The sequence below is a fragment of the Paenibacillus sp. 2KB_20 genome (genome assembly GCF_052115765.1).
Classification (GTDB): Bacteria; Bacillota; Bacilli; order Paenibacillales; family Paenibacillaceae; genus Paenibacillus_AQ.
The window spans coordinates 158,400-183,289 of sequence record NZ_JBFRHH010000004.1; the positions used below are offsets into that span (position 1 = coordinate 158,400).

A 24,890-nucleotide genomic window follows, 5' to 3' on the forward strand; every position below is an offset into this window, starting at 1 on the left:
CCTTTTCAATGCATGATACATTGAAAGGAAAGCGGCTTCCTATGTGGCCGCGATTTTGGATTGTATTCGGTTTGAAAGGAATGACCTACTTGCGGAATATGGACAATGCTCAACCTTCGCTGACATCGCTCAAGCTGTTCAACTTCTTCATTTACGGAACCATGGTCATCTTCACCGGTTTTTTCCAGTTATATTTGCAAGACATCGGCATGAGCAAAATCGAAATCGGCAGCCTGATGGCAATCGCGCCATTTGTGTCCATCTTCGCAAATCCGTTCTGGGGATTCTGGGGTGACCGGGCGGCCAACATCAAACGCGTGCTGCTGATCATGATGACCGGTACGCTGCTGCTGGTCCAGCTTGTATTTCAGGCGAATACCTATGCAATGATATACATGACGATGATTTTCTTTTATTTCTTCCAGACTCCGATGTTCTCGCAGACAAATTCGCTGATTCTAGCCTATATTGAGGGGACGCAGCAAAAATTCGGCTCGTTCCGGCTATGGGGGTCGCTGGGATGGGCGCTGACGGCAATTGCTGCAGGACCTGTCATCGACCGGCTCGGATCGGGACGCATCTCCATCGTGTTCTCGGTCATGCTGCTGGTGGCGGCGTTGTTCATGTTCACACTGCCCTCCATCCAGAAAACAACGGCCTCGGCATCGGTTAACCTTAAAGGACTCAGCAGGCTGTTCCTGAATCCCTATTTTGTCTGGTTCATTCTGTTAGGCATCATGGTATCCATCCCGAACACAGCCAATAACACCTTTATGTCCCTATACATTCTGGAGCTTGGCGGTACCAAGCAGATGGTGGGCCTTGCCATCTTCTTCTCGTCGATATTTGAAGTGGTGATCTTCATTCTGTTTGACCGCTTCCTGAAACGGAAAATCAATATCCTGGTCGGCTGCCTGACGATTGTCAGCCTGCTCTTCGCCCTCCGCTGGCTGCTGATGGCGGAAGCCAACAGCGCGCTGGAGGTGGCCTTCATCCAGCTGCTGCACTGCGTAACCTTCGGCGGCTATTTCTATGTTGGCGTTCAGCTGACGATGCTATTTGTGCCCACGCCGTATCGCGCTTCCGGACAAGCGCTCTATACCTTGAGCTGGAGCGGCATATCCGGCGTCATCGGCGGTCTCGCCGGCGGCTGGATGTTCCAGAACTTCGGGGCGCAGATCATGTACCGGACCGGTACGATGCTTGCCATTGTGGGTGCTATCGGCTTTGGCTGGATGTGGTACAACCTTCGCAAGCACGGGTACCAGCCGCTGCATCCGGACGATCCCGAAGGCGACGAGATCGAGGAGTATGCTGCGAGTTAGAACGTGGTCCGTATGAGAAGCCATTCAAATGACAAGATGGTATCACCGTAAATATAACAAGACTCGAATGAATCCTGTAACGGAATCTTCGAGTCTTGTTTACGTTATAGGGAGGCACGGGAGACTCTTCTCCCCTTCAATGCCTCCATTTCTATTTGCAATCTTGATTAGCTCTTCGGAAGCTGGAACGAGCTCTTCAGGGAGACTACGCGGTTAAATACCGGACGCCCTGGCTGCGAATACTTCGAGTCGACGTTGAAATATCCGTGGCGGAAGAACTGGAACTTGTCCTGCGGTGCAGCATCCTTCATATTCGGCTCCACGAATCCTTGCACGATTTGCAGCGAGTTCGGATTGATGTCGTCCAGGAAGGACTTCTCGACAGCTGCTTCTTCCGCTTCGCCTGCAACCTCTGGTACCAATTCGGCTTCTTCCTCTTCGTCCTTGAACAGTGGTTCGAACAGGCGGAATTCGGCAGGTACGGCCTGCGTGGCCTCCACCCAGTGAATCGTTCCCTTCACCTTGCGTCCGGTAAAGCCGCTACCGCTCTTCGTCTCCGGATCATACGTGCAGTGGATCTCAACGACCTTGCCGTTCTCGTCTTTGATCACATCATTGCACTTAATGAAATACGCATGCTTCAAACGCACCTCATTGCCAGGGAACAAGCGGAAATATTTGCTCGGCGGATCTTCCATGAAATCCTCTTGTTCGATATAGATCTCGCGCGAGAACGGAATCTGGCGGACGCCCATCTCCGGATTCTCCGTATTGTTTTCGGCATCCAGCCACTCCGTCTGGCCTTCAGGATAGTTCGTAATGACCACCTTCAGCGGGTCCAGCACAGCCATCGTGCGCGGCGCCTTCAGCTTCAGGTCCTCACGGATAAAGTGTTCCATCACTTGGCGGTCCACCGTGCCGTACGCCTTCGAAATTCCCGTCTCAAACACGAAGTTGCGAATGGCTTCAGGCGTGTATCCCAGACGGCGAAGTCCGGAGATCGTCGGCATCCGCGGATCATCCCAGCCGTCCACCACATTCTCGTCTACGAGCTGCTTCAGTTTCCGTTTGCTCGTAACCGTCTGCGCCACGTTCAGACGCCCGAATTCGTACTGATGCGGTGTGCTGTCCATCTCGCATTCCGCCACAACCCAATCATAGAAGGGGCGCTGATCTTCAAACTCAAGAGAACACAGGGAATGCGTAACCCCTTCAATGGCATCCTCCAGCGGATGGGCAAAAGCGTACATCGGATAGATGCACCACTTGTCGCCTGTATTATGATGATGCGCGTGGGAGATACGGTAGATGACCGGATCCCGCAAATTGATGTTCGGCGAAGCCATATCGATCTTGGCGCGCAGCACGCGCTCGCCGTTGGAAAATTCGCCTTTGCGCATCCGCTCGAACAGATCCAGATTTTCTTCCACGCTGCGATCCCGGTACGGGCTATTTTGCCCAGGCTCGGTCAGGGTTCCGCGCTTTTCGCGAATTTGGTCAGCGGATTGGTCATCCACGTAAGCTTTCCCTTTCTTAATCAGCAGCACTGCGCGATTGTACATCTCTTCAAAATAATCGGACGCGTACCGCAGCTCTTCCCAATCGAATCCGAGCCACTTCACGTCCTCCTTGATGGAGTTAACATACTCAATGTCTTCCTTCACCGGGTTCGTATCATCGAACCGCAAATGCGTCCGTCCGCCGAATTCATCGGCCAGCGTGAAATTGATCCATATGGCCTTGGCATGTCCAATATGCAAGTAGCCGTTCGGCTCCGGCGGAAAGCGGGTAACGATTTCCTTGACTTTACCGGACTTCAGGTCTTCGGTAATAACATTTTTTATGAAATTGGAGGGGGTGCCCCGATGGTTCTCCACGTTGATCAACCTTTCGTCCTGTAATTTCTGTCTATCTCCTGTATAAACGTGTTTCCCTTAAATATACCTGTAATGCCGTGATTGTTCAAGGAATTCGGCACTTCCGTGCCGCAAGTTGCCGACTTGGGATGAGGATTCCAGCGAGCAGCCTGCTCCCTGCATCTAACCTGCATACAGAGGATCCTCCCACAGCCGAAAATGCCGGTGAGAATCGTTTTGACGGGGGCTTTTCAATAGGGTAGCATGGAGAGAAAAACAACGATGGAAGGAGGCCTGCAATCATATTATGAAACCTAGCAAATTCCCCAAAGAACAACGCGAACAGCTGGTTGAACGGGTTCAGGAATACTTTGAAACGGAGCGCGGCGAAACCCTCGGCCATCTGGCTGCGGAAGGGATTCTTGATTTTTTCATGGAGACCTTAGGGCCGCATCTATACAATCAAGCGCTAAGCGACTGCAGAACGGTGGTCAATCAGCGTATGATTTCCCTTGAAGAAGATATTTACGCATTAGAGCAAAAAGTGAAGCGGACTCGTTAAAGCTACATACACTTCACGATGGAGAACAAAGGAGATACCGTATGTTTGGATACACATTAGATGACCATGTTGAATTACGCCCCCTTGCCATAGAGCATGCACGGGCGATGTTCGAGATTACCGACCGGTCTCGGGACCGTCTCCGCAAGTGGCTCCCATGGGTGGATGCCGTCACCGAGGTCAACGATACCGTCAATTATATCAAAGGCGCCATGAAGCAAGCGGCTGAGAATGGCGGCTTCTCGGCCGGCATCTGGGTCCGCGAGGAGCTGGCGGGCACCATCTCGTTCCATGAGATTGATTGGAGCAACCGCTCCGTCAGCATCGGATACTGGCTGGATCAGCATTTTACGGGGCAAGGCCTGATGACAAGCGCATGCCGGGCGTTCACGGATCACGCGCTCATGCGCATGGGCCTGAACCGAGTGGAGATCCGCTGTGCAACGGCAAACCATCGCAGCCGGGCCATTCCGGAACGGCTGGGGTTTGTGCTGGAGGGAGTCATAAGGGAAGCCGAGAAGCTGCCTCAAGGATATGTCAACCACGCGGTCTACGGCATGATTCAGAGCGAATGGAAGCGGATGAGGTAACCCTTAATCCGAAATAAAACCGGCTTGTATCCTGCGATAAGGACACAAGCCGGTTTTTGTTGTCTATGTGTTCAAGGCAAGGGCCTGGCTTGGCTGGGAGCCCACGTCTCACTCCTGGTTGTCCCGCAGGGTCTCCAGCCATTTGCCGAATTGCTCCCTCAGGCTGGCTGACAGCACATCGATCTCCAGCATGCGGGACAACCCGCGGTCATCCTTCCGTCCATCCTTCATCATCTGGAGCACGTCCAGGACCGTTATGCCGGAAGCATGAGACTCAAGCTGAGCGACCACGGAATCGGCGCGGACATTCCCTTCCTCCAGGACCCGAAAGTAAAACCCGCTGTAGCCCGTATTCAATACTCTTGCCGGCATATCTTTAACGCCATGCTTTTGCGACAGCTTAAAGCAGGGATACCGGGGCTGGCTGACCTGCACCACCGCGTTGCCTATCCGGTATACATCCCCAATGCAGACCCGATCCTCCAGCATCCCCCGCAGCGTCAGGTTTTCGCCAAATGCAGCATACTCCATCTGTTTGCCCAAGGAGCGTTCCCAATAGGGATAATGCTCAGAGGGGTACGCGCACACCGCCTTATCCACGCCGCCGTGATTGACGAGATCGGCCTGACCATCCCCTTCGAAATTCAATGCACTTAGGAACAAGGGACCTTCCGCAGGCTGCTTATAAATTCCGGTAGACAGGTCCTTTCCCTGGTAATCAACCGTTACAGGCTTTCCCACATTCAGCGATACAATGCCCATGGTCATGGAAAATAACCTCCGCCTTCTTTTCTTTTCATCTACTATATGCAATAGCCTGCGCCCTTGTCCAGAAGCCATTTAAGCGGCGGGCCAAATAACATAAGGCCAACCAGAAATCCCTGGTTGACCTTAACATACGAAACAGCCCGGCAAGCTGCCGGACTGTTCAAACCTATAACTCCATCTCTCTGCTGCCCGTTAACCGGCCTAGAGGGATATCATGATGTGATCATGATAAGAAGCAACACATTAAGATATCATCGACGTAACGTCCATCCACGTAGAACTCCTGAATCAGTCTGCCCTCTTCCTGAAACCCGCAGTTCCTGTAAAAAGAGAGTGCGCCCGGATTACTGGACAGCACCCGCAGCCTCAGCTTCGAAATGCCTTCCACGCGCGCCATATCCTTCACGGCCTCGATCAGCCGCTGTCCGATGCCCTGCCGTTGATAAGCAGGGTGAACCGCTATGTTCAGCTCCAGTACATGACGATTACTGTGAAGACTTGTGGGCGACCGGAATCCGATGTAACCGCACAGTTCTTCCTCATGCAGCGCCACGAGCTGTGTGCCCGGCGGACAATGCAGAAGATAATGTTCTCTTGAGGTCCACTCCAATGGGGCAGGGGCCGTGTTGCGATCCCATACCAGTTCGTCGAGTTCCATGAGTGCAGCAGCATCTTTCATCTCGGAGAACCGGATGGTCAATGTCTCTTGCCGGGTCTTCATCGCCATCCCTCGCTTTGATAACCATTCCCTCTATTATATCAGACCAGTTAGCCTTCTTGCAGACGAGTTTCACGGGTCAAGATTTATTGTTCATGAATAGAGGCGTAAATATCCACGACACAGCCGGTGTCGCCCTCTCCGGCCAATCGTTTGAAATCCGTACCTGCAATACGAACGCCGCCTGTACGGTATCGGTTCCGGATGGCATCCGCTGCCACATCCTGCCCGTTAATCGTGATACGGGTCCGCTCGGCGCGATCCACGTGATAAATGAACGTTACCGCCTTCCCCGCATAATTGAATTGGAACTCCAGGCCATCCAGCGTCTTCGGCAGGACCGGATCAATCACCAGGTCTCCTCCCGCTTCGCGAATGCCAAGCGCATTGGAAATCAGCTGGTTCATGTAGATCCCCGGGCCGCTGGAATAAATCCGCCATCCGCCTTTGACAGGCACGCGTCCGCTCCGCAGCGCATCAAACGATTCCTGCGCTTCATAGCGCGTGTTGAACTTCCCGTCCGAGCTGCTGAAATACGCATTGCTCTGACGCAGCTCCGCATTTGGCACAACCTCTGTAATGCCGATCGGGTTAATACGCTCAAGCCCACTCCAAACCTCACTGCTCTTGCCGAGCTTGGCCATCGCCTCTACATAACGGATGTGCGCATGCACATATTGAAGACCAACCTCCCGGCCAAAATTCGCCGCCTGCTCCGCCCGCTTAAAGTGCGTGCTAACGCCCCCGGCATATACGGCTGGACGGTTCATCAATCTCACGCCGTCCGGACAGAACAGCTGCTCACGGATGATCTCATAATGGCTTGCTGCCTGCTCCGGCGTCAGCAGCTCGCTAATCATGCTGCGCGTCATCGGAAGAAGGCGGTACTGGATTCCCGTTTCCTGATCGGACGGATGCAGCAGGAATTTGCTCTGCTCTTTGCTCTCCATATAGACAAAACCGGGAATCACTTCAGAATTCAGAATATACGTATTGAAATCCTGCTGGATTCCTTCCGCGAGGTCCCCTATCGCATCGGACATCGCTTGGTCCACACGCTCCATAACGCGGGAGAACTGGTTCAAGGTCTGATAGGTCAAAGCTACCGTCCAGCTGCTGACCATGAACTGCTTCAGCTGCGCGTTCGCCGGCTGAAGCGTATCATCCCAGTCCCCGTCTCCATAAGAAGACAGATAAGTGTCATGAAGGAAATGATTTTGAATATAGGCCATTTGCTTCTTCACATGCTCAAGCACGGTGTACGTCTGCTCCGTAAAATCGAAGCTGTGCTTTCTGGTGTAAGGAACAACCGAATCCAATATGTCGTAATCATGTGTGACGGCCAAGTAATCGCCCAGCACCTTAAGCGGCCATACGATAATATCGCCGTGGCTCTCTTCCTGCTGAATATGGGCATATTGATCAAACATGAACCACTGCGGCCAATTCCCGTCATCCTCATACTGGTGGGAATACACCTCTAGCAGGATATCGCGTACCTGCTCATATTTATGCGTAGCCATGAAATATTCAACAGGCCCTTGGCACACATCGCGCGTTCCCCACGCAGCGCCGCCGTATTGTTCCAGACCGTGCGGTACCGAATAGTGAACGAGCATGTTATGCGTATACCACCAGGCGAGCGCATTCACCTTGAACAAGCCTTCTTCCTGTCCATTCTGCAGACTCAGATGGAACCCGTTCATGACGGAAGCATAGAATGAGCGGTAGCTTGCAATCTCTTCATCAGCTTCCCGCACCGCAAGCGGAGCGTTCGCTGCATCAAGGCTGCCTTGTACGGTCATGGTCCATTCCGCACTCTCGCCAAGCTCAAGTACTGTTAAGGAAGCACTGCCAGACGCGGTGTTGCTTGCCAGACAAGTTTCATCCTTAACCTGCATATCGGCTCCCGTCACGCCAAGACGATAATGCAAATCTGTGTACACAGAAGCACTGAGTGAAGACGAATCGGCACGGAACGTCAGAATACCGTCTTCCTGAACCATATGATAAGGCACTTCGTATTCGTTGACATCCATCGTGATCTGCATAGTGACCAGATAACGATAAGCCCTTCCGCTCTCGGAACGGACTTGAAGCGTAACCTCCGATGCCGCAGCAGACGTGAAGTTGGTGATGATCAGCATGTCGCTTTCGGTCTTATAGTACCACCGCACATAGTTAAAGCCGATCTCGAACAAGGATGGCATCGTCAGAAGACGATACTCGCCGTCCATTTCCACATAAATCCGCTGACCGGATGTCTTAGGCACGTTCAGTGCATTCCGCGCATGACTCATCATTTTGTTGAAGTTCGTGTTCCCCGTCACCAGCTGGGAATTAAACACACCATACATGTAAGAGGTTGTCGTAATGACAGGACTGCCCAGTTTCACATTGTTGCCGCTCATCAAGATATGGCCATGTGGACGCTCTACGCGAAGCTCCTTCTCCTTCATGACGATATGTTCATAAGTATCCGTGAAGAACGAGAGCAGTTCTTCCCCTTCACGCTCCTCTTGGCAACGTACAGGGTACAAATTGTTCAGCTCGTCTTCCGTCAGCGGCAATGTGCGCAGAGGCTCCCCGAAACGCTCGGATCGCTCGATCCGAGGCAGCGGATTGCCCGTCTCCGTCAAGCGGGACGCTTCAACCTGCTGCCATGCAGCCTGAAGCTCATCCTGGAATTCCAGTGTTGTGACTGCATCCGGATGATTCTCTTTAAACAAGCCGTAAAATACGAACCGGGTTGTGCCACTAAGCGGTACGCGAGGGGACTGCAGGGCCGTATAGGCAAACTCGTATTGATATACCTCATTCGGCAGGCTCTCCTTGGATAAAGCCTCCGCCTGATTCGTTTCTTTATAGGAAAGGCCAAAAAACTGAAAGCCATCCGTTGCATACCCGACCGCAGAAGTCAGCGCTCCCTGTTGAAGATAGGGGAAGACGCCTCCCTGCGGCTGATTTTGACGGGAGCACACGACATACCCCAGACCTTCCTGCTCGAATACAGCATGGTCGATGTATTGGGACAAATATGCTTCATTGGTTCGAACGGCGCCCGGATGGGCGATGCCGATATCCTGTCCATACACGACGTCGGCTAGAATTCCTTCCCCCTGGAGCTGAATGTCCCAGAACCACGCGCCGGTATCCGTTGGGGTAAACAGAACCTTATAATCTACTCCCTTGACGCTGCCTTCCCACATCATCCGGTTATCCGCATGAGTGACCACGCTGTTGGAGTGTACTCCGAGCATAGGAACGGCCTCAATGCCGCTTTCAGTATGGATTCTCAGAAACAAATTATTGAGGGCGCCATCAATCGAATTGGAGAGCAGCTGATTAATCATCGTCGTGCCGTAAGTGGCTTGATAAAGATCACCGCTAGGCAAAAAGGAAAACGTCAATTCTCCTGCCTGGAGTACAACTTTTGCATCGTGCATTACATGATTGGCTGTCACAAGTTTCACTTCCTATTCTGCATAAATGATGTTAGTCGTGTTATTTCCGAAGCCGAAAACGTCTTGTCTCCGTATCCCGGCTGTTCTTTCCGACCATGACGTCGAACTCACCCGCATCGCTGGTAAAGGACAGATCCGAATGATGATACCGCAGCTGTTCTTCGGTCAGCGTAAAGGTGATTTCCTGGCGTTCGCCCGGCTGCAGCAGTACCTTGCGGAAGGCTTTCAGCTCCTTGACGGGTCTAACGACCTCACCGGATCGGTCCCGGACGTACAGCTGGACGACTTCTTCACCGGCCATATCGCCGGCATTCGTTACCGAAACCGTAACTTCAAGAGGTTGATCCGGGGACATTTCTTCTGCCGACAGGCTCATGCTCCCATAGAGGAAATCCGTATAACTGAGGCCGAATCCAAACGGAAGCAGCGGCTCATTCGGAATGTCCAAATATTGCGATACATAGCGTACCTGCGCATCGGGCGCATCCTTCGGACGGCCGGTATTAAAATGGTTATAGTATACCGGCACCTGCCCAACGGAATAAGGGAACGACATGCTGAGACGTCCGGAAGGATTCGCTTCGCCCATAAGTAGGGCAGCTACGGCCGCTCCGCCTTCACTTCCCGGGAACCAGGCTTCCAGTACGGCATCGACCTCATCCAGCACACCGTGCAGATCCAGCGGACGACCGTTGAACAATACGGCAACCATCGGCTTCTCCAGCGTTTTCAAATGCCGAATCAGCTCGAGCTGCGGCTCCGGCAGAGTTATGAACGCACGGCTGCCGGCTTCGCCGCTCATCTCGGAATCCTCGCCCAGCGCAAGCACGATCACGTCGGCTTCCTTCGCCGCCTTCATCGCCTCATCCAGCTGCTGCCCGGTCATGACGTTCACGTTACAGCCCTCGGCTACCGTGAGGTTACCGGAAGATAGCTTGGAGCGCAGTCCCTGTTCCAGGGTCACCGCATCTTCCTTCGAGCCCGTCCAGGACCATGGCCCAAGAATATCGCCGCTGGCACCGAACGGGCCGATCAAAGCCACGCGCTGCTCACCGCGCAGCGGCAGCAAGGAATCGTTCTTCAGGAGCACGCAGGATTTAGCCGCAGCCTCCCGGGCCGCCTGACGGTGCTCTTCGCAGAACACAATCTCCCGTTCCGCCTGCGGATCGGCTCCCCGCACAGGGCGCTCGAACAGACCGAGACGCTTTTTCAATGACAGAATACGCAGCACCGCTTCATCGATCAGACTCTCGTCTACCAGGCCTTCGCGTACCATGTCCGGTAAATGATGAACATAGCTGGAAGTCATCATCTCGATGTCCACGCCCGCTTCGATGGCTCTTAACGCGGCCTCTGCCTCGTCCTCCGCTACCCCGTGAGGAATCAGCTCTTTGACCGCACCCCAGTCGGAGATCAGCACGCCGTCAAAACCCCATTCGCGGCGCAGCACATCACGCATCAACCGCTTATTGCCCGTAGCTGGTATGCCATCCACGGTATTAAAGGCGGTCATGACCATCTCGACACCCTCATCCAGCGCAGCCTTGTACGCAGGCAGGTAATATTCCCGCAGCTGACGCTCGGACATGTCCACCGTGTTGTAATCGCGGCCGCCTTCGCCTGCTCCATATGCGGCAAAGTGCTTCACGCAAGCGGCCAGCCGGTTGAGATCGCCGCTCAGGTCATTCCCTTGGAAACCTCTGACAAAGGCTCTGGCAAATTCACTGTTTAAATAAGGGTCTTCACCAGTCGACTCCATCACGCGTCCCCAGCGGGGATCGCGCACCAGTTCTACCATCGGCGCAAATGTCACATGCAGGCCGGATACCGACGCTTCACGGGCGGCGATTTCCGCACTCCGCTCCGCTAGGCTAGGGTCCCAAGAGCTCCCCATGGCAAGCGGCACCGGGAAGATTGTTTTAAAGCCGTGAACGATATCGGCCATGATGAGCAGCGGAATTTTCAATCGATTCTTGCGCAAATGCGCTTCTTGGACAGCTATCACTTCCTCCGCACCCGCCAAACCCAGCACGGAGCCGGCATTGCTTACGATCTCATCGGTGATGCCAAGCGACTCCATCGGTCCTGTAATCTGCCCCGATTCTTGAGCGCCTTCGAAAAAAGGGACGGCCAGTTGTATAAGCTGCGCAATTTTTTCCTCCAGCGTCATCTGCTCTACCAGAGAAAGTAGTTGTTGGTCTGCCATTTCCCATCCTCCTTTGTTGTTGCCGTTCACTTCATAGTCAATTCGAAACGTTTTGATTTCTCCCGAAGCGGTCCATGTTTTCCCGAAAACCATATATTTTATAAGCATTTTTACTTGAAAATTAACTTTCTAAAAAACAAGGGAATCAGCGCTTATCTGCGCGTATAATCGAAACGTTTCTATACATGCGGACGAAAAAAAATCAGGGCAGGGGCAGCCAATCCAGCACACGCTGAATTTTACGGTCCCAATATCCCCATTCATGACCACCGGGTTCTTCCTCATAGGTGATGTGAAGCCCCAGGCTGTCCGCATATTGTCTAAAGGTTTGGTTATCGTTGTACAAAAAGTCTTCGGTCCCACAACACTGATACAACATCGGTTTATCGCCTGTATATGCCGCGAATTCCGTGGCCAAAAACAACAAATCGTCCCGGCTCCCCCGTAATCTATCGACACGGCCAAAGAGGGTTCGAATTTCTTGCTCCTGAAAGCCCAGCCCTGCAGCACGACTGACAAGATCCAGCCCGCCCGACAGGCTTGCGCCCGCCGCATATCGATCCGGATAACTCATGGCCAGCTTGAACGCTCCGTAACCCCCCATCGAAATTCCGGCGACAAAGGTATCTTCCCTTCGTCCGGACACCGGAAAAAACGATGGAACGAGCTCTGGAAGCTCCTCGCTCAGGAAGGTAAAGTAAGGCAAGCCGTTTGCCATGTCCATATAATAGCTTCGTCCGACGCCCGGCATCACGAGCGCGATGCCTTTATTCTCGGCGTATCGTTCGATGGACGATCTGCGCATCCATTCGGTCTGATCCGCTCCTCGGCCGTGAAGCAAATAAAGCACCGGCAGTTTCGAAGAAGAACCGTACGGCATCAAAGCGGCTTGCGGTATAAAAACCTCGATGCCGGTAGACAGTTTCAGTGTTTCGGAATAAAAATCACACGTGATCCATGCCAAGTTCCTCATCTCCAATCCGGTCTATTAATTCTCTACTTTGCTCTTCCCTGCAGATGCCCGTTCCATCATTTCAGTCGTCAGCATATAAGACTGCTTCACGGATTCGCCGCCCAATATCTGAAACAGCAAATGGGCTGCAAGCGATCCCGCCTCGCTCTTGGGCTGCTTGATGGTGGTTAGCGGCGGATTCACGTATTCGGCTAATTGAATATCGTCATATCCGATGACGGATACATCATCAGGCACCGATATGCCACTCTCCTCAAAAGCCTTCAATCCTCCGATGGCCATCTCGTCGTTGCCGTAGAATATGGCCGACGGGAGCGACCCCTGCATGATCATCATCTTGGTCGCATTGTAACCACCCTCGCGCACGAAGTTGCCGCTGAGACGCCATTTCGACTGTTCCTCCAGCCCCGCCTCGGCAAGTGCCCGTAAATACCCCTGATAACGCAAATGATTATCGTACGAATCCGATGAACCGCTGATGTACGCCACATGCCGATGACCGTTCTCAAGCAGATAACGGGTAGCCGTATACCCTCCTTGCTCTCCATCAACCAGCACATTCACCAGGTATTCGCTGCACAATGGACGATCCATCACGACGATCGGAAATTGGGGACCGGAGGTCTCGATCAGAACTTCATCCCGAATATTAGGTGCAAGTATGATGGCACCATCCGCCCTTTTCTCTCTCAAAAATTTAACCGCCGTTGAATCTCTGCCCCCTATCGAGCTGCAGGCGATCAGATCATATCCATTGGTTAAAGCGACTTCCTGCACACTTCGGATCAGCTCGGAATAATAAGGGCCGGATAGATCCGTCAGAATAAGAGCGATTGTCTTGGTGCGGCTCCGCTTTAAATCCATGGCAAATCCGTTCTTCCGATAATTCAACTGCCTTGCTGCATCGAGCACCTTTGATCTTGTCTTGGAACTCACTCTGCTGTCGCCGCTTAACGCGTATGAAGCCGTTGACAAGGCGACTCCAGCGAGCTTTGCCACATCCTTTATCGTTGCCATTTCCTTACGCCCCTTCTACTACTTAAGAAACTCTATCTATTTTATTTCATGCCAGAGATCGTATATCCTTCAATAATATGTTTTTGGAAGAAAGAAAATACGATAATAATCGGAACAACCATAAATGCAGCGCCTGCCATCTGGAGGCCGAAATCAGATCCATGCTGTCCTTTCAGAAGCTGCAGACCCACCGAAAGCGTATAAAGCTTTTGATCGTTTGCCATAATGAGAGGCCACAAGAAGCTGTTCCAGGCGCCAATGAACGCTAAGATTCCCTGTACAGCAAATACGGGCTTCGTGATCGGAACAATCAACTGGAAGAAAATCCGCAGCTCTCCCGCTCCATCCAGCCTTGATGCTTCAATCAGATCCGACGGGATTGTGGACATAAACTGACGGAAGAGGAAAATACCGAATGCTCCGACCAGGCCAGGCAGCACAATACCCGCCATCGTGTTAGTCAATCCCATGGCATTAATCAGCAGGTAGACTGGAATCATAGTAACCTGTCCCGGAATCATCATCGTTGCCAGCACGAGATAGAAAAGCTTCTTATTGCCAGGGAACTCGTATTTAGCGAATGCATATCCTGCAAGCGCATTGAGGAACAGACCGACAAAAGACCAGAACACAATAATAAGCGTATTTTTCAGATATACAATAAAGTCCAGCTTCGTAAATAAATCCACATAATTTTTAACCGTAAATTCTTTCGGTAATAACGTCGGCGGAACCGCCGTAAATTCATTTTCCGGCTTGAATGAGGACGTGATCATCCAGATAAATGGAATCATCATCAGCAGTCCCCCTGCAATGAGCAGCACCGTCATGACTGTTTTCTCAATTCTTTTAGCTGCCATACCCTGAGCCTCCTTCAGTTACGATAAGGAACATCGCTTGAACCTGAACCTTAATATTCGACATCTTTTCTCTTGACTGCGAATTGTACGACCGTTACAGCGATAATGATGATGAAGAGCACAAACGATCCTGCAGCCGCATAACCAAAATTGCTAAGCTGGAAGCCATTGTTATAAATAAAGAGAGCCATCGACATCGTTGAATTGAGCGGGCCGCCCTTGGTCATAACCAGCGGCTCTTCGAAGAACTGAATCCAGCCGATCAATGTCGTTATGGTGACAAAGAAGGTCGCAAAGCTAAGCAGCGGTACTGTAATATATAGAAGCTTCTTCCATTTGCTCGCTCCATCAATTTCCGCAGCTTCATAATAGGAGCGTGGAATGCCCTGCAGCGCAGCCAGGAAAATGATCATGTTGAGTCCGATGGATTTCCATACGGCCAGCAGAATCAGCGATAGCTTGGCTAGTGCCGGATCTGTCAGCCACTGCTGAGCCGGAACTCCGAACCAGGACAATATATGGTTAAAGAGGCCGTAATGGCTGTTATACAAGTAACCCCAAACAACCGCGACCGCCACAATATTCGTAATGGAAGGCATATAATACACGACGCGGAATGTTTTAAACAACAATCCCGTGCCGTAGTTAAGCAGCAATGCAGCGCCCATGGCAAGCATTACGACAAGCGGAACTCCGATAATAACATAGAACATGGTGTTAAACATGGATTTCAGAAAGACCGGATCTTTAAATACATTCATAAAATTATCGAAGCCAACGCCTTCAATGTTTGAATAATTAGCGAGACCAGCAAGGTCAATATCCGTGAAGCTGATGACAAGCGCAATGATGATCGGAATGATTGAGAACGTCAGAAGCAGCACCAGTGCGGGCGCAATAAACATATAAGGATACTTATATTGGTTAAAGCGCTTGATAAAGTTCTGCAATGTCATTCACCTCCTGCAAGTGTGGGTTTCTCAATGAAAGAATAACGCCCTTTGGAAGCAGTCAGGCTTGTTTCATCCTTCGAAGAAACAAGCCGGGCTGCGTGAAGACGCACTCTTATTTTTTGTTTAGAATTTCAGTAGCTTTCTGATTCAGAAGATCCATTTCTGCTTTGATGTCAGCTCCGCCAAGGGTAATTTTCTCAAAAGCGGCAATGGCTTCTTGGGAGACAGCATCCCACTCCTTAATGAACGGAACAGGTTTAGCGCTTTCGAGCTGTTTTCCAAAGGTAGCAAAAATCGGATCTTCAAAGCGTTGGTCTTCCCATGCACTCTTAACAGCAGGCAGGTTTTTGGCCACATCATAATTGGTCAGCTGTGATTCTTTTTCACTCATGAAGGAGATGAATTTAACGGCTTCATCTGCATTTTCGGTTGTATTGAATACCGACATGTTCGCTCCGCCTAGGAACGATGCATTGTTTTCTTTAGCTGGAAGTGTTGTCGTAGCCCATTTACCTTCAATTTCAGGCGCCTTGTCTTTAACGCCTTGAATCATCCAAGGACCACTGATAAACATCGGGAATTGTCCGTCTTTAAATGCGGCAAACAGATCCAAATCACTGGTAAGCGGCGTCATACCCGTGTCGTAGAAGCTCTTCAGGTATTCCATGGCTCCCATGAATTCCGGCTCGTTAAAATGAGGTGCCCGGTTCGCATCGATCATATCGCTTCCATTCTGCCAAGCAAACATGGACAGATAGTTCATATCTTTCGCATCAATGGTGATTGCGTAATTGCCGTCCCCTCTAGCTGCCAGTTTCTTACCGGCATCCTTCATTTCATCCCAAGTCTTAGGACCTTCCGGATAGCCTACCTCAGCCAGAATGTCCGTACGGTAGAACAGTACGCGCGTTTCCACATACCATGGGATACTGACAACCTTGTCATCATAACTCATGGTTTGCACAGCACCGTCAAAATAGTTTTCTTGCTTCAAGTTTGGATACTGCTCCAGATAAGGCGTCAGATCGAGCAAAGCCCCAGCCTGAGCAAATTCCGGAATCCAGGTTGTTCCCATTTGCACAACGTCAGGGCCGCTTTTGGATGCAACGGCTGTTAGCAGCTTGTCATGCGCGCTGCCCCAAGGAATCAATTGAACGCTTACTTTAACGCCTGGGTTCTTCTCTTCATATGCCTTAATCAGAGTTTCGTCTGTTGTGTCACCCATCAACCAAACTTTCAGCTCTTTCTTGCCCTCGCCGCCTTTGCTACCTCCGTCTGCTTTCTCAGACCCGCCCGAGCATCCGGCTAATACGACGGAGAACATCAACAATGCTGCCAACGTCCACAATATTGATTTTTTTCTCATTCTACATTCACCCCGTTTTTAATGTTTACCACCATGCGAAACGTAATACAAAACCTAATTGAAAGCACTTACTTCGAAACGTTTCGATTATATTCGAAAAAATAAAGACGCCGGATAAAGGTTATTTCTATAATCCTACTGTCTCTTCATTCCCCCTATAAAGCACCTTTTCATGGTTATCATTGGGATAAACATGCTCTTGCGTATTCATAATAAATAGTTCGCTTACTTGATAACTACAAAAAACGCATTCCGTTTTGAAACGTTTCGACAAGTTCATTATAGCTCCCCCTGAGAGCGATTTCAATATCCTTTTTATTTTTTTTGTAAGGCGTTTCTTTGACAAGTGGTGTAAGCCTTAAACCATGGACAAAAAAGCATCAGGCTTCGAAGGATGCCCGATGCTTAATCCTATATCTTGAAATTATTTCAACTTTTAAAACCTGAGTTAGGCTTTAAGGTGACCTGCATCCTTGTCATGACCGTCATGATGCAGCGGGATGCCCTTACTAAGCCGGCCATGTACCGCAAATGACAGGATTGACAGCACGGCAACACCTGCTGCCAACCATGCCACCGGCGTCAGCCCGCCGCCGTCATACATCGTTCCCATCGCATATGGCCCAATCACCCGGCCTGCGGCACCCATGCCGCCTGTCACGCCGATATAGAACGGTGCGGCTTGTCCTGCACGCTCCGAGATAAAAGCCGGGATCGCAGGCGAAATCAGCATTTCACCCAATGTAGCCAGCACCATCGCGAAGATCATGCCCGGATAACTGTGCACCGTCACGATAACGACATAAGCTGCCAGATAGAACAACGCGCTTGCCGTCATCTGACTGCTCTCCGTACGAGCCGCCCAGCGCTTGATGGCATTCGTGAGCGGCTGCGCGGCAAAAATCAGGATCCCGTTCAGCGTCCATAAATAGCCATAAGCTGTCTTGGACATTCCCTCCGAGATGATGAATGGAGACACCCCTGTATTCCAGATGGAATTCCCGAACCACAAGAACAGGGAACCCAATCCCATAAAGAGATAGATTCGGGTGTTCCCGAGCAATGCCCAAGCCCCGGGGCCTGCCGGCAGCGGATTCTTAGGCTGCGGATGATGGGCCCCTTGCGATACGTCCGTTCCACCCAGCTTCGTCAGGTAGGACAGGAAGAAAATAGCAAATCCAAAGGACGTGACCCCGTTTAAGACAAAGCTTAAATGATAGGAAATCTCCGCCAGGAAACCGCTCATGGCCGTTCCCAAGGCTACGCCTATATTATTCGCGACATAAATGACATTAAACAATTCTCCCCGCCGATCGGCAAACCGGAAGCCGATAAATGCCTGAATGGCTGGCATCGATATCGCGTTACAGAATCCGATGAAACCCATCATAGCGATAAACAAGCCCCATAATCCATTAATGAACGGAAGGGTGAACAACCCGAGGGCATTTAGCAGCAGCGAGCCTACAATGAGCTTTTTCACCCCTACCCGGTGGTACAGCGCGCCGCCAAGGAGTTGACCGGCGATTCCCCCCAGAGATTGAATCAGGATGACAAAGCCTGCATCCTTCATGCTGCGTCCCAGTTCATCAAATACATACATCGTTGTCAGCGGCCACATCAAGGACCCGCCTGCAGAGGCAACGAGACTTGCAACAAGAAAACCTTTTACTTCCTTAGGGTACTGCTCCAACCATTTCATGTTTATAATCTCCCAGCAGCCTCGCAGCAGTATAATTACGCATTTAACCTAAAAAAAAAGCCCCTGTGGGCTTTTATAATTCTTCTTAAAGAAAGAGGCGAACTCCATCTTTTTGATGCTCTATAATCCTGTAAGGAAGAACATTACCTGTCATTTCTTATCGCCCAAATCATAGTATCGCTTGAGAGATCCATTTTTAGCAAGTACACTCATTGACGCTTTACCATAACAGCGAAGAGGGCGCTAAATAACGGATCCCCAATTCTCAAATACCCCCTTGGTTCGGAGCTTCCCGCCTATCCCGACGCCTTCTTATCAGGGTTTGAATTTCTTGATCTTGCAGGAATGCGTATTTGAACCGAAGTGCCGATTCCAACTTTGCTGAAGATGGACACGCCATATTCGCTCCCGTAATGCAGCTTCACTCGCTGGTCAATGTTTCGAATCCCGCAGCCCATATGGCTGTTATCCCGGGGATCGAATATTTCATCGATTCTCCCCTGCTTCATGCCCAGACCATCATCTATGATTCGGTACAAGATATCATCGCCTTCCTTTTGGACCACGATCCGAATATGAATCCGGTCCCCGCTCCAAGCATGCTTCAGTACATTCTCAATGAAGGGCTGCAAAATCAGTTTAATAGTCTCGTAAGGCCATATATTCGTATCGATATCAAAAGTGACTTCCATACGCTGACCATATTTCACCTTTTGAATATCCAAATACGCATTGGCCTGCTCAATCTCTAATGCTATGGGTATCAATATTCTTCCTGAATTTAATGTGAGTCGATAAAATTGGGCCAACTGCACAACCATATTCTGAAGCTTCTCCGTCTCGCCAAATTTCGCAAGTTGGTTAATGGATGATAGCGTATTGTATAAGAAGTGAGGATTGATCTGCGATTGCAGCATTTCAAGCTCGGCTTCCTTCTTTTGAAGTTGGGTTAAATACACTTCTTTTATTAACGCTTCGATATCCTCCCCCATCGCATTCAAGGCATTCGCAATTTGAGGGAACTCCCCTTTGCCCCGATAAGTGATCCGTTTATGCAGATCCCCTTCCCGAAATGCATTGAGTACCCCTACAATCTTCAGGATTCGCTTAGAGAAAGACTGGGAAATAACATACCCCGTGTATGTAAACAACACTACGCAGATGATGCAAATCGCAATCAAAACGGTTCGTACCCTCTTCGATTCCTGTTCAATAATGTTCAGCGGAACCTGGGCAACAATCTTCCAATTCTTCTGCGGCAAATCTTCTTCGATGATCAAATAATTCTTCTTATCGTTTGCTGCCAAAGCAGCAAACTGCTCTGCCTTGATGCGGGTTGTGTTATGTTCAACGAATGGGCCGGAAGTAAACACCACATTCCCGTAGGGATCCAGTACCGATAACATACTTCCTTCGCCAAGCTTCGTGTAATCCACACTATCGAACAGCTGCGACAAGCGAACACTGAAGCGCATGATTCCCATTTCTTTAATCTCGAGTGGATTATTCATATCCACCAAACGTCGAATCATCGAGATCCGCCCATCCCGTTCATCCTCTTCTACCTGCCTCCATATCATCGTTGAATTATATTTCTCTTCCGGTAGTGTAAAATACCAAAACTCACTGGATATTCGAGTCATATGGTAAATATCATACGTTTGTTCGTTGAAATCTTGATTTTTCTCGTTGTCCCAATTTTTATATCTCTCGTACACCGTTTGATTATGAAAATAGACAGATAGCCTTAAATTAAGACCTATCGCCCTTGCAGCGCTCTCCAGCTTCGGAAGAATGACATTGCTCATGCGGATATGATTATCCGTGCCCGATAAATTCCTGCGGACGCTCTGAATCAATGTAGGATCATCGTACAATGTCGCCGATGTTTGAACGATATCGTCCACTTTATAGGCTACGTTATCTCGAATCTGCTTGAGCGTCCCCTGGATATTGACCCGGGTTTGTTTGCGCATCGTCTCATCATACATAGAATGTAAAATATAAAAGTTCACGAAAACCAACAGCAATATAAATATTGTAAAGGTCAACATGAGCTTGTAGCCGATAGGTATATATCCCAACTTCTTGCCATTTGTTCTGGATGATGGAATCCAGTGATTGTTCATCCCAATTCTCTCTTTCGATATTCCATCGGTGTCATTGCGAATTTTTCTTTAAATTGGCGGCTGAAATAAGGAAGATAGCGGTATCCTACCTGATTGGCGACCTCGTATATTTTGATACCGGGCTCCTTCAGCAATTCGCACGCTTTTTCCATGCGCATCTGCACAAGCAGCTCATTAAACGTATTTCCTGACTTTTCTTTAATTAGAAATCCGATATGACTAGGCGAAAAAGAAAAATGTTGTGCGATATCCTTTATCGTTATATTCTCGCTCATACGTTCCCGCATGGTTTGGATTACACTTCGGATAAACTTGCTATCCTTCGAATTGGATTTCTCGTACAATCTTTCAGAAATTTCGAATATATGCTGTATAAACCAGGAGCGAATATCACTAACGGTTTCCAATTGCATCAGAATATCCAGATGATGAATTTCCATGCCCAGCAGCTCAAACAAATCTTCGTTTCTACTGCTTAAATATTGCTCGAGTTTCCAAATAATATAATTTGACATATTATGTACGGTAAATCGTGAGCGCAGACTTCCAATGGAACCGAATAATTTCTCCAGCTCATCACAAATCTGAACAAGCTCATATTTCTCCATCGCATTCAGGAGAACAGTCATACGCTCATCTAGAATCTTGGCGTCGATCATTCCCGGCTCGGCACTGACGTCTTCGTACTTAATCACGCTTCCCTTGCCTAAAAACATTTTGCCTTCCACAGCTTCAACCGCTTGCCGGTATGAAATCTGGAGTTGGTTCAAGGTATGGACAGGTTCGCCCAGCCCTGTCGTGATCGAGATTGTCAAATGCTGCCGAAGCTTATCTATCAATGCGTCTACCGTTTGAATGACATCGGAATCCTCAAGCAATATCGCTACCCGTTGAGTTGACAGCTTGCAATATAGCAGCTTGCCCATTTCCGCGATAGCCTCCTGAATTTGCTGCAAGAATATCCTCGCCATTTCCCTTTGTGAAGAAAGACTACCCGCTTGGCGCCATGATACGTTATCGAGCTCCATAACAGCGATGCGGATTGGCCAATTCAACTGGTCGAATTCATATGAAAAGCTCATCATTGTCAACGATTCTTCTGACTCTTCTGATTCTTCCCGTTCAAGCAAACGTATAAGAAAATCACTTTTGACAATGGGAATCATCTCCTGGTAGGCCATCTCCACTTCGCGATGCTTCAACTCATCATCAAGATCCCGTTTCACCTTGAGCAATGACGAGATCAGTTCTTTATCGTTCATTGGCTTCAGCACATAACTATAAGCTTTCAGAGACAACGCTTCCTGAACATAACTAAATTCCTGATATCCACTGACAAATATAATTCGTATATTCGGTTTATGTTCTAATGCAATACGTGCAAGCTCAAGACCGGACATATAGGGCATGTTAACGTCGCTGACTAGAATATCAATGTCCTTATTCTTAATGATCTCACATGCCGATAATGCATTATTAATGCCATCTACTACTTCCATGCCCAGATCAACCCAGGGAATGAACCTTTTCATACCTTCCAAATCTAGTTCCTCATCATCTACGAGCAGCACCTTGTACATGGTAATCCCCCTAGCCAATTGTAAAAATTTCCCTTATTTTCATACTCATATCATACTATACATAATGAACTAACGAATACAAAACAAGGGTAATCGATACTAAAACAGAATCATCCCACAGAGTCCGAGGGACTCATTGGGATGATTCATTACGATTGTTCGATTAAAGATTATTTATTCTGTTTCTCAAGATTTGCCTGCCACTTAGCTGTACGGTAATCGAGAAGCTGCTGGTAACCCAGATCCATCAAACTCTTGTTTCCTTGATCAAGAATTTGATCTACTTCTTCATCACTCTTCGCCATAACGGAGTTAGCATAAATTTCGAGGAACAATTCATCCACAGATTTGGCAATAATATCTTCATCTGAGTTTGGAGGAGCATCAAGACCAACAAATTCAGTAACGTTTAATTGTGTCGGCCAAGTAACCGTTTGTTGGTAACGCACTTCCCACTGCTGTTCTTCAGCAGGAAGGGTCGACATATACTTCCACTTAGCAGGGTCAATGTAACTCGTATTACCTACGAGCTGCCACGGGCTATTCTCAGCTGAGATTTTTGTTACTTCTTCTCTATCATAATTTTCTGTGAAATTTGGTTGACCATTCTCATCGAATCCCTTCCAGTTCTTACCTTCTGGACCGAAGAATTGAACGTTCATACCTTCTGGACCGGTCATCCAGTCAAGGAATGCGAAGATTGCTTCTGGATCTTCGGCTGCTGTAGTAATATGTGCAGCGTTCCATCCAAAGCTCGTGTAAGTACCTGCAGTAATCTTGTTCTTATCCAATCCTGGCTTATGAATAGGCCAAATCATGAAATAACCGCCATTTGGATCGTCCTTCGTTAATTCAATCTGTGCTTTTGCTGCGATATCTGTCGGGCTTGAACCTGCAAATACAGCCACTCGACCCGTCATTACTTTCTCTTTAACCATATCCTCGGTTTGGCTAAATGCATCTTGAGAAATAAGTTTCTCTCTGTAGAGCTTAGCGATATATTTCTGAGCTTCACGGAATGTTGGATCTGTAAGTAACGGAGTCAGTTTTCCATCCTTTGGAACAGCAAGCAAGTTTGCTTTTAAGTTCGAATAGCTTAATTGCTCTCCAAATGCCGTATATAATACCCCAAGTCCTTGTCTATCCTGCGCCCGGTGCGGTTCGAATGGAACAATTGTATCACCATACTTGTCTTTAACCATCTTCAAGTAGTTATACAAATCGTCAGTTGTTTCAAGTGGTGGCTGACCTAACTCATCATAAATTTTCTTGTTAACAACATAACCTGCAGTACCATAAGGATTAGATGAGTACCAGTTAGGGAATCTGTAAATCTTTCCATCGTCAGCACGAAGCAGATCCAGATCGCCCATCCATGTTTTCAGGTTAGGATATTTATCTAACCAAGGATCGAATGCAACGAGCTTACCTTCTTTTTGAAGGCTTAAAATCATTGGTTCGTCACGGTCTGTCCAGATCAAATCAGGGAGATCGTCAGATGCAATCATTGCACTCAGCTTTTGCTTATGTGCTCCATTAGCCGCAATTACATCGATTTTCACTTGCTTCTCTTCACTTAAATACTTACCAAGCGGAACGCTTTCCCACTTAGGGAAGTCTGTTCCTTCATAGTGAGCATAAGCTGAAAACTGAAGCGGCTTCTCGCCAAGTACCCACTTGCCTTCATCACTGCCTTCTGCTGGCGGGTCCGTTTTCTCGCCGCTATCGCCGTTTGCTGCAGGCGGTGCTGCTGGAGCTGGCTCAGCTGATTTGCCGCCGCATCCTGCCAGAGCTGTGACCAGTACGAAAATCAAAGATACCATCAACAGCAAAGACTTTTTTGTCTTTCTCATGTACTAAACCCCTCTCATTCTAAAAATATATATGTTCAAAGCTGTTCGCCTTAAACCGTTCTTAAAACTACTCTTTCAGCGAGCCTACAAGAACACCTTTAACAAAGTACTTTTGCACAAAAGGATATACAAGAGCGATTGGCAGTGTCACTACAATCATCATCGCCATTGTGAGTGATTTGGAGGTGATCTGTTTTGACCGTTCCATTAACATAACAGAAGCGCTATCAAGTACTGAGTTTGAATTCGTTACAATATTGGCATTCAGCGTCTGCCGCAATATCGTCTGTATTGGAAGCAAATTATCACTAGTAATGTAAATACTAGGATAGAACCAATCATTCCAGTGACCTACGGCTGTGAACAATGATAGGGTTGCAATTACCGGACCGGACAGCGGAAGTATAATCCGGAAGAACATTCCCCAGTTGCTGCAGCCATCAATACTAGCAGACTCTTCCAAACCAACAGGGAGACCTTTAAAGAAGGTTCGGAATATAATCATGTTCCACACGCTAATTAAGGTTGGAATAATAAACACCCAGAAAGAGTTCATCATACCAAGCGAACGGATCAGGAGATAAGACGGAATCAATCCTCCAGAAAAATACATCGTAAATACCAAGAACACCATATAAAAGTTCCGACCGATCAAATAGGTACGAGTCATTCCGAATGCCAAAAGGGCGGTCATAAATATTGACGTTGCGGTTCCGACTATGGTCCGGCTAACGGATATAAAGAATCCATTAGCCAATCGGTCATCATCTAATATAATTTTGTAATTCTCCAGTGTGAATTCCCGAGGCCAGAAGGTAATCCCGCCTTTAGCGGTGTCTACACCCTGGTTAAAGGATACGGCCACAGCATTCCAGAATGGATAAAGCGCTGAAAAGGCCAATAAAGTAAGAAATGTATAGATCAAGACAAGCACGATCTTGTCACCAGTGCTAATTCTTTTTAGCATG

The 24,890-nt window shown here is 49.0% G+C and carries 19 protein-coding genes; 3 read left to right on the forward strand and 16 right to left on the reverse strand.

Annotation, left to right across the window (positions count from 1 at the left end):
• Window positions 1–41: 41 nt before the first annotated feature.
• Window positions 42–1,325 carry an MFS transporter gene (locus AB4124_RS12915; protein WP_441973108.1) on the forward strand — a complete coding sequence of 428 codons (1,284 nt, stop codon included), beginning with the start codon at window positions 42–44 and terminating at the stop codon, window positions 1,323–1,325.
• Between the two features lie 167 nt (window positions 1,326–1,492).
• Here the strand turns inward: AB4124_RS12915 and AB4124_RS12920 are convergent, their stop codons facing one another.
• Both AB4124_RS12920 and AB4124_RS12925 read right to left on the reverse strand, forming a co-directional pair.
• Window positions 1,493–3,211: a glutamine--tRNA ligase/YqeY domain fusion protein gene (locus AB4124_RS12920; RefSeq protein ID WP_441973109.1), complete on the reverse strand. Its 1,719-nt coding sequence runs from the start codon at window positions 3,209–3,211 to the stop codon at window positions 1,493–1,495.
• Complete coding sequence (locus AB4124_RS12925; protein WP_441973110.1) at window positions 3,208–3,375, reverse strand: hypothetical protein; 168 nt, start codon at window positions 3,373–3,375, stop codon at window positions 3,208–3,210. The genes AB4124_RS12920 and AB4124_RS12925 overlap by 4 nt, the downstream gene beginning before the upstream one ends.
• Window positions 3,376–3,488: 113 nt before the next feature.
• On the opposite strand from AB4124_RS12925, the gene AB4124_RS12930 reads away from it, so the two are divergent.
• Window positions 3,489–3,743, forward strand: a complete 255-nt coding sequence (locus AB4124_RS12930) for a DUF2164 domain-containing protein (RefSeq protein WP_076323951.1) — start codon at window positions 3,489–3,491, stop codon at window positions 3,741–3,743.
• Window positions 3,744–3,784: 41 nt separating this feature from the next.
• Window positions 3,785–4,333, forward strand: a complete 549-nt coding sequence (locus AB4124_RS12935) for a GNAT family N-acetyltransferase (RefSeq protein ID WP_076323950.1) — start codon at window positions 3,785–3,787, stop codon at window positions 4,331–4,333.
• 108 nt (window positions 4,334–4,441) lie between these two features.
• On the opposite strand, the gene AB4124_RS12940 is transcribed toward AB4124_RS12935, so the two are convergent.
• From AB4124_RS12940 to AB4124_RS13005, 14 genes are all read right to left on the reverse strand, one after another.
• Window positions 4,442–5,101: an MOSC domain-containing protein gene (locus AB4124_RS12940; protein ID WP_441973111.1), complete on the reverse strand. Its 660-nt coding sequence runs from the start codon at window positions 5,099–5,101 to the stop codon at window positions 4,442–4,444.
• A 223-nt stretch (window positions 5,102–5,324) separates the two neighbouring features.
• Window positions 5,325–5,822 carry a GNAT family N-acetyltransferase gene (locus AB4124_RS12945; protein ID WP_076323948.1) on the reverse strand — a complete coding sequence of 166 codons (498 nt, stop codon included), beginning with the start codon at window positions 5,820–5,822 and terminating at the stop codon, window positions 5,325–5,327.
• A gap of 83 nt (window positions 5,823–5,905) precedes the next feature.
• Window positions 5,906–9,283: a GH36-type glycosyl hydrolase domain-containing protein gene (locus tag AB4124_RS12950; protein ID WP_441973112.1), complete on the reverse strand. Its 3,378-nt coding sequence runs from the start codon at window positions 9,281–9,283 to the stop codon at window positions 5,906–5,908.
• 40 nt (window positions 9,284–9,323) lie between these two features.
• On the reverse strand, window positions 9,324–11,489 hold the full coding sequence (bglX, locus tag AB4124_RS12955) for a beta-glucosidase BglX (protein ID WP_441973113.1): 2,166 nt from the start codon (window positions 11,487–11,489) through the stop codon (window positions 9,324–9,326).
• Window positions 11,490–11,691: 202 nt separating this feature from the next.
• Window positions 11,692–12,453 carry an alpha/beta hydrolase gene (locus AB4124_RS12960; RefSeq protein WP_076323946.1) on the reverse strand — a complete coding sequence of 254 codons (762 nt, stop codon included), beginning with the start codon at window positions 12,451–12,453 and terminating at the stop codon, window positions 11,692–11,694.
• A gap of 24 nt (window positions 12,454–12,477) precedes the next feature.
• On the reverse strand, window positions 12,478–13,479 hold the full coding sequence (locus tag AB4124_RS12965) for a LacI family DNA-binding transcriptional regulator (protein ID WP_076323945.1): 1,002 nt from the start codon (window positions 13,477–13,479) through the stop codon (window positions 12,478–12,480).
• A 41-nt stretch (window positions 13,480–13,520) separates the two neighbouring features.
• Window positions 13,521–14,339, reverse strand: coding sequence for a carbohydrate ABC transporter permease (locus tag AB4124_RS12970; protein ID WP_076323944.1), 819 nt, complete (start codon window positions 14,337–14,339; stop codon window positions 13,521–13,523).
• A gap of 50 nt (window positions 14,340–14,389) precedes the next feature.
• Window positions 14,390–15,295, reverse strand: coding sequence for a carbohydrate ABC transporter permease (locus AB4124_RS12975; protein WP_076323943.1), 906 nt, complete (start codon window positions 15,293–15,295; stop codon window positions 14,390–14,392).
• Window positions 15,296–15,404: 109 nt separating this feature from the next.
• Entirely contained in the window at window positions 15,405–16,658 is a 1,254-nt protein-coding gene (locus AB4124_RS12980) for a sugar ABC transporter substrate-binding protein (RefSeq protein ID WP_076323942.1), read from the reverse strand.
• A gap of 448 nt (window positions 16,659–17,106) precedes the next feature.
• Complete coding sequence (locus AB4124_RS12985; RefSeq protein ID WP_076323941.1) at window positions 17,107–18,360, reverse strand: MFS transporter; 1,254 nt, start codon at window positions 18,358–18,360, stop codon at window positions 17,107–17,109.
• Window positions 18,361–18,656: 296 nt separating this feature from the next.
• Entirely contained in the window at window positions 18,657–20,489 is a 1,833-nt protein-coding gene (locus AB4124_RS12990) for a sensor histidine kinase (RefSeq protein ID WP_076323940.1), read from the reverse strand.
• Window positions 20,486–22,069, reverse strand: coding sequence for a response regulator (locus AB4124_RS12995; protein ID WP_076323939.1), 1,584 nt, complete (start codon window positions 22,067–22,069; stop codon window positions 20,486–20,488). The genes AB4124_RS12990 and AB4124_RS12995 overlap by 4 nt, the downstream gene beginning before the upstream one ends.
• Window positions 22,070–22,239: 170 nt before the next feature.
• Window positions 22,240–23,922 (reverse strand): extracellular solute-binding protein, encoded by a 1,683-nt coding sequence (locus AB4124_RS13000; RefSeq protein WP_076323938.1) that lies wholly within the window; start codon window positions 23,920–23,922, stop codon window positions 22,240–22,242.
• A gap of 67 nt (window positions 23,923–23,989) precedes the next feature.
• Window positions 23,990–24,889 (reverse strand): carbohydrate ABC transporter permease, encoded by a 900-nt coding sequence (locus AB4124_RS13005; RefSeq protein ID WP_441973114.1) that lies wholly within the window; start codon window positions 24,887–24,889, stop codon window positions 23,990–23,992.
• Window position 24,890: the final 1 nt, after the last annotated feature.